13 protein-coding genes are annotated in these 15,222 nt (G+C 42.0%); 5 read left to right on the top strand and 8 right to left on the bottom strand.

Annotation, left to right across the window (positions count from 1 at the left end; translation table 11 throughout):
• Window positions 1-8: 8 nt before the first annotated feature.
• The 3 genes from F6J90_RS39665 to thrC are packed head-to-tail and all read left to right on the top strand — an operon-like array spanning window position 9 to window position 3,183.
• The gene (locus F6J90_RS39665; RefSeq protein WP_293107294.1) at window positions 9-893 is read left to right on the top strand and encodes a methyltransferase domain-containing protein; all 885 of its coding nucleotides are present in this window, start codon (window positions 9-11) and stop codon (window positions 891-893) included.
• A gap of 32 nt (window positions 894-925) precedes the next feature.
• Complete coding sequence (sbnB, locus tag F6J90_RS39670) at window positions 926-1,939, top strand: 2,3-diaminopropionate biosynthesis protein SbnB (RefSeq protein WP_293107296.1); 1,014 nt, start codon at window positions 926-928, stop codon at window positions 1,937-1,939.
• 17 nt (window positions 1,940-1,956) lie between these two features.
• Window positions 1,957-3,183, top strand: a complete 1,227-nt coding sequence (thrC, locus tag F6J90_RS39675; protein WP_293107299.1) for a threonine synthase — start codon at window positions 1,957-1,959, stop codon at window positions 3,181-3,183.
• 213 nt (window positions 3,184-3,396) lie between these two features.
• On the opposite strand, the gene F6J90_RS39680 is transcribed toward thrC, so the two are convergent.
• Together F6J90_RS39680 and F6J90_RS39685 are read right to left on the bottom strand one after the other, a co-directional pair.
• Window positions 3,397-5,133, bottom strand: a complete 1,737-nt coding sequence (locus F6J90_RS39680; protein WP_293107302.1) for an anhydro-N-acetylmuramic acid kinase — start codon at window positions 5,131-5,133, stop codon at window positions 3,397-3,399.
• 4 nt (window positions 5,134-5,137) lie between these two features.
• The gene (locus F6J90_RS39685; RefSeq protein ID WP_293107304.1) at window positions 5,138-5,836 is read right to left on the bottom strand and encodes a class I SAM-dependent methyltransferase; all 699 of its coding nucleotides are present in this window, start codon (window positions 5,834-5,836) and stop codon (window positions 5,138-5,140) included.
• A gap of 492 nt (window positions 5,837-6,328) precedes the next feature.
• Here F6J90_RS39685 and F6J90_RS39690 point away from each other — a divergent pair, with 492 nt between their 5' ends.
• Window positions 6,329-6,559, top strand: a complete 231-nt coding sequence (locus F6J90_RS39690) for a hypothetical protein (protein ID WP_293107307.1) — start codon at window positions 6,329-6,331, stop codon at window positions 6,557-6,559.
• A gap of 408 nt (window positions 6,560-6,967) precedes the next feature.
• Here the strand turns inward: F6J90_RS39690 and F6J90_RS39695 are convergent, their stop codons facing one another.
• Window positions 6,968-8,209 carry a glycosyltransferase family 1 protein gene (locus tag F6J90_RS39695; RefSeq protein ID WP_293107309.1) on the bottom strand — a complete coding sequence of 414 codons (1,242 nt, stop codon included), beginning with the start codon at window positions 8,207-8,209 and terminating at the stop codon, window positions 6,968-6,970.
• A gap of 55 nt (window positions 8,210-8,264) precedes the next feature.
• Window positions 8,265-9,947: a capsule biosynthesis protein gene (locus tag F6J90_RS39700; RefSeq protein WP_293107312.1), complete on the bottom strand. Its 1,683-nt coding sequence runs from the start codon at window positions 9,945-9,947 to the stop codon at window positions 8,265-8,267.
• A gap of 155 nt (window positions 9,948-10,102) precedes the next feature.
• On the opposite strand from F6J90_RS39700, the gene pip reads away from it, so the two are divergent.
• Complete coding sequence (gene pip, locus F6J90_RS39705; RefSeq protein ID WP_293107314.1) at window positions 10,103-11,047, top strand: prolyl aminopeptidase; 945 nt, start codon at window positions 10,103-10,105, stop codon at window positions 11,045-11,047.
• 287 nt (window positions 11,048-11,334) lie between these two features.
• Here pip and F6J90_RS39710 read toward each other — a convergent pair whose 3' ends face one another.
• From F6J90_RS39710 to F6J90_RS39720, 4 genes are all read right to left on the bottom strand, one after another.
• Window positions 11,335-11,565, bottom strand: a complete 231-nt coding sequence (locus F6J90_RS39710) for a hypothetical protein (protein ID WP_293107315.1) — start codon at window positions 11,563-11,565, stop codon at window positions 11,335-11,337.
• A 113-nt stretch (window positions 11,566-11,678) separates the two neighbouring features.
• The gene (locus F6J90_RS39715) at window positions 11,679-13,823 is read right to left on the bottom strand and encodes a DUF4157 domain-containing protein (protein ID WP_293107318.1); all 2,145 of its coding nucleotides are present in this window, start codon (window positions 13,821-13,823) and stop codon (window positions 11,679-11,681) included.
• Window positions 13,824-14,657: 834 nt separating this feature from the next.
• Window positions 14,658-14,810, bottom strand: a complete 153-nt coding sequence (locus F6J90_RS43945) for a transposase family protein (protein WP_366514008.1) — start codon at window positions 14,808-14,810, stop codon at window positions 14,658-14,660.
• Complete coding sequence (locus F6J90_RS39720; protein WP_293107320.1) at window positions 14,797-15,027, bottom strand: transposase family protein; 231 nt, start codon at window positions 15,025-15,027, stop codon at window positions 14,797-14,799. Before F6J90_RS39720 ends, F6J90_RS43945 begins: the two co-directional genes overlap by 14 nt.
• Window positions 15,028-15,222 lie beyond the last annotated feature (195 nt).

Consider the following 15,222-nt stretch of genomic DNA (forward strand, 5'->3'; position numbering starts at 1 on the left):
GATAAACTATGTCAGAATACATTAAAGCTGAGTATGGAGCTTTAGCAAAAAATGAATTAATTCAAAATAATAGGGCAAGCATGTTGGCAAGCGGATATACTGACATACAGCTTGATATGTTACCTTCCAAAGCCATTATGGGAATTGCCTGCGGTAATCCTACCTCAGCTTGTGATTTGCAACCTGGAATGAAGCTTCTTGATTTAGGATGCGGAGTAGGGACAGATGTTATACTCGGCGGACTGAAAGTGATGCCGGGCGGGCTGTCTATTGGATTAGATTTCTTGCCTGAGATGATTAAAAGAGCCAAGGAATGTGCAGCAGAATGCACTGCTCTTGATGAGAGTGCGACAGATTTTTATGTTCAAGATATAGGTTTGGTAAAGTATGATTTTGACAATAATTTCTTCGATTATGTCATATCGAATTGCTGTATTTGTCTTGTGAATCATAATAAAGTATTTCCTGAAGTTTTTCGAGTGTTAAAGCCGGGAGGGAATTTTGTGTTTTGTGAAGAGGCTTACAAGGCTGAAGCTTCAATGCCTCCAGAGCTAGATAAGTTAATAAAAGAAGCCATAGATAAAAAAATTACTCCAATCAGCAATAATTCTGTTGCCAGCAGAATATTCAGGATTTATGTGGCACTTGCCAAAAACAATGCCATTGAAAAAGAGAAGATTCTCGAGCTGCTGAGACAGACTGGATTTGAAGACCCGCAAGTGCTTCACGAAAGACCTCAATTGCTTTCTATGTCTGAACCACTTGAAATGGAAAGTGACAGATTATCGGACAGCGAATTACAAGAGTATACAAGATGTTTAGAACAAACGTTAAAAAAAATCGATGTCAATGACTATATGACATTTGTTACGATCAATGCGCAAAAGTCATAAATTAAGCTTTTCAGTGTAAAAGGATAATTATAATGCCGCAAAAATCAGATATCATAATTTTAAAACAACAAGAAATTGAATCATTGTTAAACAAGCAGGAAAATAAAATTATGGATGTGGTGCAACAGGCATATGAGCTACATTCTCAAGGAAAAAGTGTATTGCCACACTCGTCATTTTTAACATTTCCTGATAACCTGAGCAATCGTATCATTGCTTTGCCAGCTTACTTGGGAGAACCCTTTAATGTAGCAGGTATCAAATGGATTGCATCTTTTCCAGCTAATATTGAGCGGGATATAGCAAGGGCTTCTGCAGTGTTAATACTCAATTCCATGGAAACTGGACATCCCCTCAGCATCATGGAAAGTTCAATTATTAGTGCCAAGAGAACCGCTGCTAGTGCAGCCCTTGCCGCCAAAAACTTGGTCAATGAGGATGTGATTGAAGCCGGGTTTATCGGATGCGGGCTAATCAATCTTGAGATCTTCCGATTTCTTTCCACGATTTTTCAGAGCTTGAAAACATTGACGATATTTGACAAGCAGCCTGAACGCGCAACAGCTTTTGTCTCAAAAGTTCAAGATATTGCTCCAAGTTGTCATCTGAAAGTTGCCACATCGGCAGAACAGGTTCTAGAGTCTACTCCTCTCATTTCACTGGCAACAACCGCAGCCACCCCTTATATCTATGAATTACCTACTGTTCAGTTAGATTCTAGGACTATCTTGCTTATCTCATTACGGGATATATCGCCGCAAATTATTTCAACAAACATTAACATTGTAGATGATCCAGACCATGTTTGCCGTGCCAATACTTCAATCCACCTGGCCCAACAACAAGAAGGTAATACTGATTTTATCAAAGGAACACTTGTTGATGTGATCCAGAAACGTATCTCTCTCAGAGAAAAATCTAATGATACTGTCATTTTTAGTCCTTTCGGGCTGGGCGTTCTGGATGTTGCACTGGGCAAATTTATCTATGATTTGGCACTAAATAATAATCTGGGAACAAAAATTGAATCGTTTATAAGTGATTAAGAAAAGGTTCCATGAATATGTATATTGAAGGAGCAAAATGTATCCGTTGTAATAAAGAATGGCAAATTTCAGAAATTCGCTATCAATGTCCTACCTGCCAAGGCAATTTAGATATAGCTTATAATTACAAAGCTTTACGTAACAACTACCCCAAAACTAGCTTCCGTCAAAACAAACTTTACTCCATCTGGCGATATCTGCCTTTTCTACCGCTGAAAAAAATACCAAAACGACCACTACAATTGGGCTGGACACCTCTTTATCCAGTCCCCAATCAGTATGGTATCAAGCTTTTTATCAAAGATGAGGGACGAAATCCTAGCGGTTCTCTCAAAGATCGTGCGACAGCCATTGTTTTGGAAGCCGCACAAGAGGCAGGTATTACCCATCTCACAACTGCCTCTACTGGTAATGCCGGATCATCTTTAGCCTGTTTATCTGCCAGTATGGGAATAGAAACGACCGTTTTTGTGCCGGATAAGGCACCGGAAGCTAAGATAGCCCAAATGTGTATTTTTGGGACTCGTGTGTATAGTGTTATTGGTTCTTATGATGATGCTTATGACCTGTGCATACGTGCCTCCAATTTATTGGGATGGTATAACCGAAGTACCGGATATAATCCCCTAACACGGGAAGGCAAAAAAACCTGTGCTTATGAAATTTGTGAACAGCTAGATTGGCATGTCCCTGACTGGGTAATAGTCTCGGTTGGCGATGGGAATATTTTGAGCGGATTATGGAAGGGATTTAAAGACCTTTATGGGATCGGTTATATAGATCGTCTGCCAAAAATGGTAGGAGTTCAATCTTTCGCCAGTAATGCTATTGCTCTTTCAGTGCGGTCTGCTCAAAATAAGGCAAGCATTGATATAAAATCTGTTCAGGCCTCGACCATTGCCGATAGCATTTCCGTAAATACACCCCGTGATGGGGTATTTGCAGTGAATGCCATTCTGGAATCAAGAGGAACGATAGTTGAAGTGACTGATGAAAAAATTTTAATGGCAATCAAGACAGTAGCGCAACGGTGGGGTATTTTTGGAGAGCCAGCGGGTGTAGCTTGTGTGGCTGGTCTGGAGAAACTTTGGGAAGATGGTACCTTGAAATCGGGTGAAGTGGTAGTCTGTATCATTACCGGAAATGGCTTAAAAGATGTAGGTTCTGCTTTGAAGGCATCGCTGAATAGGGTCAGGGTAATAGAATCTAAATCAGACTTAACACAAGTTCTCAGAAGAATCTAAGGTAGAGTGGAGAAAACAACAATTGAGAACTTGAATCATATCGTTAAAAAGGGCAAAGGAAAGTTTGAAAGTCAAACTAAAACGAAGAAATTGAAAAAACAACCCTAAATTTTATTCAAATTTCATGAGATTTCCATTTCAACTTAACCCTTGTATTGACTCATTGTTCAAGCTTTAGTCTAAACTCAATTAGTCAGCCTTATAGCCTGTACATCAGACTACACCAGTGCCGGAATCCCCCTTGAATGAATCCAGCACCTGAAGCTCAATTGACGAAAAATTATTCCCAGGACAAATTTTTCCACCTACAACCGGATGGGATGCACCAGTACATGATGGCACAAAGTTGTAGAGTCCTTTTATACAGAGGAATCCCATCATTGCATACAAGACAGTTTCCCAAGATTTTTCTTCAAATCCTAGATCATTGAGAGAACGTAAAGTCTGAATATCTTGTCCAAGAGCATGACACAAATTTACTCGTAGTCTTTCCATAAAATAAGGGTTATTGCGAACACCACCTCTGACAATGATATCGTCAGTACATGGTCCAAATTTTTTACACGCAAGTGCAATTGTCATCGCGCTAAGTTCTGTCAGAGTTGCAACAAAATCTTGATCTGTACAGCCAAGTTCTTTTGCTTGCTGATGCCACTGATCAAAGCACGAACGTGTAAAATCATCAGGACCTACTGATATGGGAAGCTGATTTTTTTGAAAATGAGGGTGTTGCAACATCTCATCTAATAATGCTTTATTTATCTTCCCAATAAGACCTAACTTTCCATCTTTATCATATTCTAGGTTAGGATCACATTTATTTGCAGCCCAGTCTATATAGAGAACGCCTAATCCAGGATCAAGTCCAGAAGGAAGTTCTACAGAACCTTGGGGTGGACAAAATGTCACGGAAGAAGTTCCACCAATGTTGATGCAAATACGCCACATTGAACTTCCTACTGGAGGGCGTAACATGAGGTAATCATAAGTACAGGTGCATGGTGAACCATTACCACCTGCTGCTACATCTGCTGAACGAAAATCTCCTACTGTTGTGATACCAAGTCCTTGAGCAATAGATGATAATTCACCAATTTCCCAGTGGGGATGTCCATGAATAGTCTGACCATGAGAAGATACCAAATCAATTGTTTTTTTAGCAATAGAATGCTTAGCAAGGAATGTCAGTGCTGTTTCAACAAAATGTTTTGCTATCCCGTAATTTGCCGCATTGCATCCTTGCCAGTTACCTTCTCGTAAAGCAAATATTTCTTGACGCTTTTCTTTTAACCAGGGAAAGGTTTCAAAGGCAACAACATGATATTTTAGCTCTGAAACCGTCCGAGACGAGGATAACAGAGGTTCTTCAAAATCAACTACAACTATGTCGATTCCATCAACCGCATTCCCAGACTGTATCCCCAATACTCTGGTTAACTTGGTTGACGGTATTGCCTTTTTTAGTTTCAAAACCGTTGTATGTCTATTCCGAAACGGATCATCAAACGTAATGACAACAGCAAAGCCTTCTTTAATAAATGCTCTCCTTGATGCTACATTACTTGCATGGGCCATTGCATAGATTTCTTTAATATCTTGATGCTGTGTAAAAATATATTTTTTGGCACAGTTTACAAGCGCAGTTCCAATACCCATGCCCCAGTGCTCAGAATGAACGACTAATTCTATAATTTCAGCTGATGTCTTTTCGCCATAGTGATCGCAAAACTGTCCTCCTAATCCTGCTGTAATTAAGCCAACCAGAATTTCCCCTGAAAATGCGCCCCAAGCAAATATTTCTCCACTTTTAAGTTTGTTAAAATGGTCTCGAATCGGTTGCTCAGGACACCAATTATATTCTGTTTTTCCATGGGTAAATAGAAAGCTTATTAATGTTTCTGCTTTAAACGTCTTTGGCAAAAGTTTGTATTCAATACTTGATAATTTCATATTATTACTCTAGAACTTGATAGACATCCTCTGTATAATGTAAGTCTGGCGTATTGATATACTCAGTCATATTGGTACAATAATTTTTAATATTGTGATAGAGGGATTTCCACAAACCTTCATTCGTCATCTTCTCAGCCTCATCCATAAAACCAAAGGCTCTAAATCTATCTATTCTATTGGCAAGAATAATATGACCTCCCCTTTTAGTTACTCTCAGAAATTCTCTCAGCAATTGAGGATGGTTGACATGTATGAGGACGCCTATAGATATAATGGCATCAAAAAAATTATCTTCAAAAGCAAGAGGCTTATATAGATCTGCCCAATTAAGGCATTCATAATTGCCATCAGTTTTCGCCTTTTCCAGCATCTGTGTAGAAATATCGATACCCCATAGTCTTTTATAATTATATCTAGCTAGTTCTTGACCAATTAAACCAGTACCCACGCCTGCATCTAAAATCAATTGATGTGGAAACACAAACTTCCTTATTATTGGAATAATATATTCAGGATACCAACCAAACTCTTCACGCATAAAAACATCATAATAATCCGCTAGCAGATCATACTCATCTTGTGTTTCATTACCTAAAACAGAATATTCTATACCATCTTTAAACAATGTTTCTGATGCATCAGAATATCTATTTCGGAATTCTTCGAGATTCATGAAATCTTCTGATTTTTGCTGGCTCATAGCTCCTCGCTCATCTTATGTTATTGAAAAGTTACATAGTAAAGTGAATAAGTTCATTAATTTTAAAGGCTCAAAAGCATATATTGAGTAGCTTGGCTTTCGTCACTATCATGTTAAGATTTTACTACAAATAAAGGCATATCAACATAAGTCCTGCATTCTTATTTGGGGTAAAACTGGCGAAGCTGTCACCAAGTGCAGGATAAACTGGAAACAGCTACTGTGTAAGGCTTTCAGAAAGTGAAAACGTGGATCTTTGCAGTCGTGAAGATATTGCAGCTTCTGGGTAGTTTCTGCAAAATTGGGCTGGAATAGCTCAAATTAATAAATAGCTAAAATATATACACAGCAAAGGTTTCAGGGATTTTTGCAACCTTACTATTTTAATCATCCCAACTGGGGGGGCGACATGAGAGCTAAAAAGTAGACTGTATAAGCTTCATAGGTCTCATACCTGTCTTGATGCAGTCGCTGGGGGAACGGCAGTCGCTCATGGGGGAGACCACGGCAGTCGCTCATGGGGGAAACCACGGCAGTTGCTGGGGGAACGGCAGTCGCTCATGGGGGAAACCACGGCAGTCGCTCATGGGGGGAACCCCCAAGACCGCGCTGCCTCCCCAAGACCGCGCTGCCTCCCCAAGACCGCGCTGCCTCCCCAAGACCGCGCTGCCTCCCCAAGACCGCGCTGCCTCCCCAAGACCGCGCTGCATCGCTCGTAAATAATTACTGAGGGGGTGACATTAGCCCTGAAAAGCTTACTAGATAAGGCTTTGATGCCAATTATCTCAGAAAATATCAACTCCCAAATTGACCCTCCTGTGATTTTATGGAAGCTCAAACCCTTATAACTACGTCCAAGGTCAGCCCAAAACAGCATGTATCTTTCAGGTGCGACCCGTGGCGAATTTAATTCGCCAAGGTCAAGAGCACCGATTAAGTAACAGATGGGCTGAACATATTACCCAGTAAGGATTTTAGCTTGCATGTCACCCCCCCAGCTTCGTCAGTTGTGTCAACACAGCCTTGATTGTCGGAAAGTTTCCTTCTACTCTTTATTTCTTTTGTCAAGTACAATTTATACCAAATTCAATGGGATTACCCTGCTGATTAATGGTTTAATGAATAATCCCACTAATTATCTAGAATGCTCAATCCCTCAATTACTCCTCCCCCTCTTCCCTTTCCTAGCAAAAATTTATAGGCTGCTAGAGTTTCCCTTGCCGTTCTCTCCCAAGAGAATAGCATCGCTCTTTCCTTACCCTTTCTAATCAATTCCTCCCGCAACGAAGAATTACTGATCACCTTGACCATAGCATCTGCTAATTCAATTGACTGATTAGGGTCAATTAAAATTGCGGCATCTCCCGCTACTTCAGGCAGGGATGAAGTATTAGAGGTAATCACAGGGGCACCCAAAGTCATCGCTTCCAAAACAGGCAGACCAAACCCTTCATAGTAGGAAGGATACACAAAAACATCTGCATTTGAGTAAAACCAGGCTACTAGTTGATTCGATAAGTAGCCCAGATGATGAATATGGTGTTTCCAAGGGGAGCTAGCAATAGCTGCAAAAATAGATTCATAAGACCATCCTTTTTGCCCAATCAGTACTAACTGATGCTCAATTTGATGCCGTTGCTTTAAATAATTAAATGCTGCAATCAGAGTATTAATATTTTTCCTGGGCTCAAGAGTACTCACAAATAAAATATAGGGTTGGGCGAAGTCGTAATTAACCGATTTCAGCAAAGACTCCACCTTGGTATTCGGTAAATCTAGTGTATTCGGTAAATCTAGGGTAGAGTAACGGCTAGCTTGAGGAATAACTTGGATGTTGTCAGGATTCACTCCTAAGTAATTGACGATATCTTGTTTAGTAGACTGGGAAACAGTAATCACTAAATTAGTCCACCGTAAACATTGTTTTACCCGAGCAGTATAGCTTTTAACAATTGAGTTAACATACTGAGGATATTTAATAAAGGTTAGGTCATGAATCGTCATAACCCGCAAGCTTTTTCGACAGGGATAAACCACATGGTCAGTACCATGGACGATATCAGGATTACCTAAGTATTGCTCACAATAAGGTAAAATGGGATTAGGTACAGTGGCTAGTAAACTAGAGATTGTAACCGGTAACGGTATAGTTTTAATCTCTATATTCTTAATCTCTAAATGCCTAGTTAGCAATTCCAGAAATGACCAATCACGAGATAACCATTTTCTTACACTTGGTTGATAGGCGACACTTAACTGAAAGTCTTCCTGACCTTGTAGCTTATGGAGTGCCTGAATTAAATTTAAGGCATACATCCCAATGCCACTTAACCTATGGCGGATTGGTGTAGCATCAACAGCAATTTTGATCATAGTGTAATCATTAGTTAATTACCAAGTAGAATTATAATTTGTACTTGGTAATTAACTAATTAGTATATATAAACTCTGTTCCGGTCAAGATGCCGTCACAAATAACATCTAACCCTTTACTTTTACCAGGAATTAATTCATTGACATCAGATACCTGAAGTTTAAATTCCGATGGATTACTAGCTTCGGTGGTCATCTCTAGAGGAATCATGCGGCGGAAGAAAAAGTGATAGGCATACTTCCTTGCTCGTTTGATGATTGCTTCAGGTAAGCCATCCCCTAGGGGTAACTGATCTAAATACTGAACATACTCCTCTACAGAACTCGCATCCATAGTGATGCCTTTATTACGAATCCAGGCTTCTCCTGCAACGATTACAGGTATACCCATGCTAGTTAATTCTACGCCCATTTTAGTGCCATAGATCAGGGCAGCATTACATTGGAGGATAGCAGCATAGGTGCTAACGGGACTTTCTGGGGGAATCACAAACACATTTGGAGGCAGAGTGGGGAAAACCTGACGAATTTCCTCAAACAAGGGTTGACGCGATCGCAAAGTTCCTCGAATTTCCGCTGGGTGAATCCGAATTAACAATTGTAACTCTGGTCGCTTAGCAAAATAGCGAATAGTTGTCAATACCCATTCCAGCATATTCGGAAAAGCATTAACTGGGTAATGGAGTTGAGCATCCCACATCACATTAGTCAGTAACCCAATACAAGGACGAGAAAAGTCTACTCCTACCGCATCAGTAATTTTGGTCAGGTCAAACTGAGGACTTTCATGGAACCAAATCCAATCCTGAGTTCCTTGCCACCGACTTTTCAAATAGTCCATCAACTTCTGTTCCATCTGGGAAGTCCACGGTATAGTTTCCCAATTACTGACTGGCTCCCACATCAGCTGGTGATGATAGGTTTGATGGTGACTAAAGATAAAGCACTGTTTGCGATAAGCAGGATTCCAGTTGACCACCCGCACCCCTTCCTGACGGGCTACTTCACCAGTCAACCCCTGAGGAACATAAATGCCATGGTTAAATACAGCACAATCAACCTTAACGGTTTGCAGCAGCCGACGGGTTGCCCAAGTGGTCAGGATTGCTGCTTGGAAGTAACGCTTGAGAATCGGCTCAGCATTGGGTTCCCCTTCCAGAGAAGCACGAGCATAAAATCGCAGAGCTCCCGCTAAAGCGTGTTCCCCCACAGCTACCCCATTTAGGGTGTACTTTTCAATCTCAGCAATGGTTAGACTACTAGCTATCTCCTTGGCCTGTTGGTAATCTGTCTGTGTGAGAAAATGACTGTAGCGATGGATAGTCAATCCTAGGGGCTTATAGATCCGATCGGCTAGGGGAAAGCAGTCGTTACACAAGTCACGTTTAGGACCATGGTTTACAAACAAGTCCTGTTTGGGGTAAAAACTGACATCACACCAAAAACAAGCCGGTAAAATACCATCACAGAGCAAAATGTGAACTTGAGCACCCCTGAGGGTTAACCCCACTGCTAGTAGACTTTCTAAAGTGATGGAATGGATTTCACCACCCACACTAGTAGCTACCAGAATCTTAGAGCCAGTTTGGGCAGCCTTTAGGGCATTTTGCCATTGGTTTAGAGACCCTTTCAAGACTAAATCCCACCTTGGCTGATCTCGAATAATGCGCTGTCTACGCTTATAGAGCTTAACCCTGCGATGAAGGGATTTGTTCCGCTTGAGAAACTCTTTGATCATTTGATGGTTGACGGTTGACGTTTGACGGTTGAGTGTGAACAGGTGACAGTCAGCTAAGCCAGATTACTAGCATATTACTTTCACCATAGAGGTTTGGAGATCATTGCTTTTGTATGTACTTTATGTAATCGTAACTGTAACCCCAAGGCACAACCATGCGAGAACTCTATCCCCCCATCGAACCTTACAACCAGCAAACCCTAACAGTTTCTAACCTACACACGATTTATTTTGAAGAGTCTGGTAACCCACAAGGTCAGCCAGTAGTGGTGTTACACGGAGGACCAGGAGGTGGTAGCCAACCGGTTTATCGGCAATACTTTGACCCACAGAAATGGCGAATTGTGATGTTTGACCAACGGGGTTGTGGTAAAAGTATCCCCCATGCTGAACTTGAGCAGAACACTACCTGGGATTTAGTTAGTGATATCGAAAAACTGCGAGTAAAACTGGGTATTGAGCAGTGGGTAGTTTTTGGCGGTAGTTGGGGTAGTACTCTGTCTTTAGCCTATAGTCAAACCCATCCTGAACGCTGTCTAGGACTGATCTTGCGGGGCATTTTTATGCTCAGGCAAAAGGAAATTCGTTGGTTCTATCAGGAGGGAACAAGCTATATTTTTCCTGATGCTTGGGAAGACTATATCAAGCCGATTCCAGAAGCAGAACGCCATGATCTTATTTCTGCTTACTATCGACGGTTGACCAGTCCGGATCCTCAAACCCGCAATTCAGCAGCTCGGGCTTGGTCAATTTGGGAGGCAAGTACTAGTAAACTCTTTCAAGACCCAACCCTAATCCAAAAGTTTGGTGAGGGTGAATTTGCTGATGCCTTTGCCAGAATTGAGTGTCATTATTTTGTCAATCAAGGCTTTTTTGAACCAGAAGACCAGTTACTGAAGAATATAAATCGGATTAAATCTATCCCTGGGGTGATTGTCCAGGGACGCTATGATGTGGTATGTCCGATGGTATCAGCTTGGGAATTACATCGGGCTTGGCCAGAAGCTGAGTTGATTGTGGTACCTGATGCCGGTCATTCCATGGCAGAACCAGGTATCCGCAGTGCTTTGCTCGAAGCAACGGATAAGTTTTTGAGCTGACTGGCTAACAAGCAGCTTTGTTAGCCTTACTAGGAATCTAACAAGCAGCTTTGTTAGATTCCTAGTAACAAAAGAGTAAACAGCTAAGGTCGAGAGATGAAATTAAATCAACATCTCAATCTCAAAGAGTGGAAAAAAATTATCAGCTGGTTTGATATCGACTGGTTTAGGGATGGGTTGGTGCGTTTCCCTTCCCCATACGCACCAACCTTGATCAGAGATCCCACTGAAAGGTTTTGTTCTACAGCAGGTTGCTCTGCAACAACTCTCCTTGATCCGCTATCCCGTCAACCGTCGCTCTGTGTCTGCTCATGAGCCTCTTGGGTTGTTTGATCTTCTGTTTCTGTAAGGTTTCCTGGTTGATCTATGTCGTCGGGTTGCTTTCTCTGCGTGGATAGCCATTCCTCCTCCTGTTTTTGTCTTTCTAGCAATCGTCTTTCTAGTTCCTTCTGTAATTCTTCCGGTTTGTCTTTTAAATGCTCTAGTCCTAACCTTCTTAATCTCTCTTCAGTTGACATGGTTTGTTCCTCTGATACGGTTTACTATTTCTTTCTGCTACTGGTAAAGATGTAGTGATTTGGCTAGGGTATGTTCAATGTTTCGGGTGCTCAAATCACTATTTTTTAACCAGTTATTTCTTGCTTAATTCTACCTTCTGATCGGCCGCTGTTAGAACGCTATCAATTGAATCTTTACCCATTATCAGGCTGACTCCGAAGGCAATTCCAGTCCCATTATAGTTCTTATCTCCCTGATGTTTCGGGTGCTCAATAATGGCCAGCTTATCAGTTTCTTTGTAGCCTTTTTGTTCGTAGAGTTCTGGGTTATTGTTGAGTTCGCCTATAGATGTTTCTTCAACATATTTTTGAATTTCTGATTGCGCATTATTAAGTGAATTTTCAACATTATCTATTCCCACTGAACGGTCTGACGCTACTACCAAAAAACTAAACTCATCCCCCCCATGCCTAAATCTAGCCACCTGGACTTTTCCTGTCTTCAACTCTTGTACATGTTCGTCGCAGATCGTGGCCAGTTTATTGTATACCTGATCGGCACCATTATGCCCTAAAACACTGTTCAGTCCTCCTAAGTTTCTTATGTCTACCTCAACGTAAAAAGCACTCCTCGTCTGAGGGTCACCTTTGACAAATTCTATCGCATTTCCTACGGATGGTTTTCTATCACTAGCTACATCAAATCCCGTGACGGGGTCTTTTGCATCTGCCCCGCTCTTTCCATATAATCGTATAGCTGCTTCTTTCGATAATCCTTCTTCCAAGGCGGCTAAGACAAAGTCATTTTCCCTTTTTTGAGCATTATCCACAAAACCGGAATTTGACATACTCCTTTTAAAGCTTTCTATCCGTTTTCGAGCTCGATATGCACTTAACCCATAACTTAACCCATATTGTAATAATGCCCCTAGCCCCATCAAAAAACCTACTCCCAGTCTTGCTGCACCATAGCCCGTTAATTGGTATACGTCGGGGTTGGATACAGATTGTTCTGGGTTCTTTCTTGGAGCATTTTGCTTAGAGTAATTCTGAGCAGTTAGTCCCATTAAATCCGCTTCTTTTTCCAAATCAGCCTGGTCATTTATGACCGCCCCTTTGTACTGGTATGTCGGTTGCACTCGGCCCTGTTTCTGCTGAACAACATGCCATGCCTCATGGGGCAAATGCTTCTCCTGCCCCGAAGCCACATGAATATCCGTCCCTTGGGCATAAGCATGGGCTTGCAATTGTCCCGGTTTATCCGAGTTGTAATGCACCCTTACATCATCCATCGAGTAGCCAGAGAGGTTTTCAATGCCTGTTTTGAGGCGATCGGGCAAGCCAGTTAGGTTGGGGCGCTGCTGCTCAGAAGATGTGTCTTGGGGATCCCCTGTCATTTCCCCTTTCCCTTGGAGCACGGGATCCCCCACGGATGACGATGGGGTTTCGGTGGCTGGGTCTTGCTGTAATTGCTCCTGTGGTTGAGGCGATCGCTGCAGTGGATCAGCTTTCAGTTGTACTTGCTGAGTGGGGATCGGATCAAGTCCTTGCCCATCAAGGTCATTTTCCTGAGGCTTTGGTGCTTGTAACTGCTTATCTGTTATATAGTTTGCTAGGGATTTAGAGTTTGAGGTAGAGAGCGATCGCATTACTTTGGCAATCATTTCCCCTGACAGTGGTTGACGGTAGTCGGACGAGTAGCCAGAGAGGTTTTCAATGCCTGTTTTGAGGCGATCGGGCAAGCCGGTTAGGTTGGGGCGCTGCTCCTGAGAAGATCTGTCTTGGGGATCGCCTGTCATTTCCCCTTTCCTTTGGAGCACGGGATCCCCCACCGATGCCGATGGGGTTTCGGTGGCTGGGTCTTGCTGTAATTGCTCCTGTGGTTGAGGCGATCGCTGCAGTGGATCAGCTTTCAGTTGTACTTGCTGAGTGGGGATCGGATCAAGTCCTTGCCCATCAAGGTCATTTTCCTGAGGCTTTGGTGGTTGTAAGTGCTGATCTGTTATATAGTTTGCTAGGGATTGAGAATTTGAGGTAGACAGCGATCGCATTACTTTGGCAATCATTTCCCCTGACAGTGGTTGACGGTAGTCGGATAAGTCGGTTGTTGCTGAGGTGGCTGTTACATTTTGACTGGGCTCGGGAAATTTACCTCCCTCAAACATGCTCTTTTTCTGACCGATGTTTGGTACTTTCCTTGATAAGACTTTTTGCCTACCGAGATTTGCCATAATACCATCCCTCTTTTCTGTGGTTTTCGGGTCGGATTTTTTTCTCACTGTTCTGCCCGCATTATACCCCTAGGCTGCAGGGCTGTTTCATAGTCAGTATAGATCTACTTAAACAAATGGCGTTACCCTCGATGTAAGATGATAGCGAACAGCGATTTTTATTAAATAATTTTAGATATGAACAGTCTAGTTAAAAAACCTGACTGACAAAAGGTGGTGAGTGTTTTGTCAAACTGTCTATCAGATGGATAATTGAGGGATTAAAAAAGCTGAGTGGGAGCCAGCGTTCGCGCGATGCGCGATGCCACTCAAAACCATAGGAACGCACTCGAAAAAAAACTCCCGCCTCTACAATGCCCTTCCCAGGCACTCACCATATGAATGGCTCCAAGGTTACCAAAAATTTTGGGTATAAAGCCCCGTCCTTCTAGGAGACGAAACCTTAGACAGTGGAGCCTTAATCAAAAAGTTTTAACCCTTATATGCATAGCCTGCCAACCATAAAGGCGACCCTGTCTTACGGTAACTTCAACGGACGGCTTTTCATGATTATGTGATAGAATAAAACCATAAGCAATAAACTTTTTGTCAGATAGGTACTATCTAATCATAAGTAGACAACGTAAAAAATATGTATGAGATACGTATTGCGTAATTTGGTCTAACGACTACAACGTCTATGAAAAACTTAGATAAAAAAGTATCTGTCCCAAAATACAAATAAAAAAGGTACGGTGGGGCACACCGAAACCATTATCTATGATCTAAACCCTTGGGGAGATTTGTCCTCTACTAAACCTGGTTCCGGCCAGGCCCACGCAAGACGAGTCGTAGATCCAAGAATCCCCGTTCTTCCTTCGGCGGGGAGTGTCAATACCTGTATCATCGGAATGGCGCAGGGTTTTTCCATTCCATTGCTATTACACTACCGCAGCTTAGTTGGGCAACTGCCTGAATCCAATTGAGAAAACACTGCTGCAATTGTTGTGGCTCAAGTCGGACAAAAACTCTTGCAATTGTGTCATGGGAGGCAATGCCGTTGGGTAACCCAAGAGACGCCCTCCAACAACTGTTGCTTGGCTAAACCATAATTTTCAATATCTACCCAACTCTCGGCCAGACAAATCACAGCGCAAATTGTTACAGCTAGAATATCGAGCAAGCGATGTTCCACCAAATGTTCAATTCTTGGATCATCTAAGTCTCCGAAATGTTCCATCAGGCTTGCAGTTGGGTCTACATCAATTGCCATGGTGAACAAGGGCTATAGGACAGTTAAAGTCTACCTGAATATTACTCTTCTGAAACTGTATGGGTTTGACCTGGGTGATCTGACGGTTAAGGGTTGGCGCTTGACGGTTAACTGTTAGAGTTGTGCGTTGGTTGATTTTTCCTTAAGTATCTTAATTTTTTGATAAATTTTGATAAATAATGATATAGGAGTCTC

Source organism: Moorena sp. SIOASIH (genome assembly GCF_010671925.1).
GTDB lineage: Bacteria > Cyanobacteriota > Cyanobacteriia > Cyanobacteriales > Coleofasciculaceae > Moorena.

Excerpts from the sequence above, each read along its gene's own strand:
- F6J90_RS39665 (WP_293107294.1), top strand. The coding sequence starts at position 9 with ATGTCAGAATACATTAAAGCTGAGTATGGAGCTTTAGCAAAAAATGAA.
- sbnB (WP_293107296.1), top strand. The coding sequence starts at position 926 with ATGCCGCAAAAATCAGATATCATAATTTTAAAACAACAAGAAATTGAA.
- thrC (WP_293107299.1), top strand. The coding sequence starts at position 1,957 with ATGTATATTGAAGGAGCAAAATGTATCCGTTGTAATAAAGAATGGCAA.
- F6J90_RS39680 (WP_293107302.1), bottom strand. The coding sequence starts at position 5,133 with ATGAAATTATCAAGTATTGAATACAAACTTTTGCCAAAGACGTTTAAA.
- F6J90_RS39685 (WP_293107304.1), bottom strand. The coding sequence starts at position 5,836 with ATGAGCCAGCAAAAATCAGAAGATTTCATGAATCTCGAAGAATTCCGA.
- F6J90_RS39690 (WP_293107307.1), top strand. The coding sequence starts at position 6,329 with ATGGGGGAGACCACGGCAGTCGCTCATGGGGGAAACCACGGCAGTTGC.
- F6J90_RS39695 (WP_293107309.1), bottom strand. The coding sequence starts at position 8,209 with ATGATCAAAATTGCTGTTGATGCTACACCAATCCGCCATAGGTTAAGT.
- F6J90_RS39700 (WP_293107312.1), bottom strand. The coding sequence starts at position 9,947 with ATGATCAAAGAGTTTCTCAAGCGGAACAAATCCCTTCATCGCAGGGTT.
- pip (WP_293107314.1), top strand. The coding sequence starts at position 10,103 with ATGCGAGAACTCTATCCCCCCATCGAACCTTACAACCAGCAAACCCTA.
- F6J90_RS39710 (WP_293107315.1), bottom strand. The coding sequence starts at position 11,565 with ATGTCAACTGAAGAGAGATTAAGAAGGTTAGGACTAGAGCATTTAAAA.
- F6J90_RS39720 (WP_293107320.1), bottom strand. The coding sequence starts at position 15,027 with ATGGCAATTGATGTAGACCCAACTGCAAGCCTGATGGAACATTTCGGA.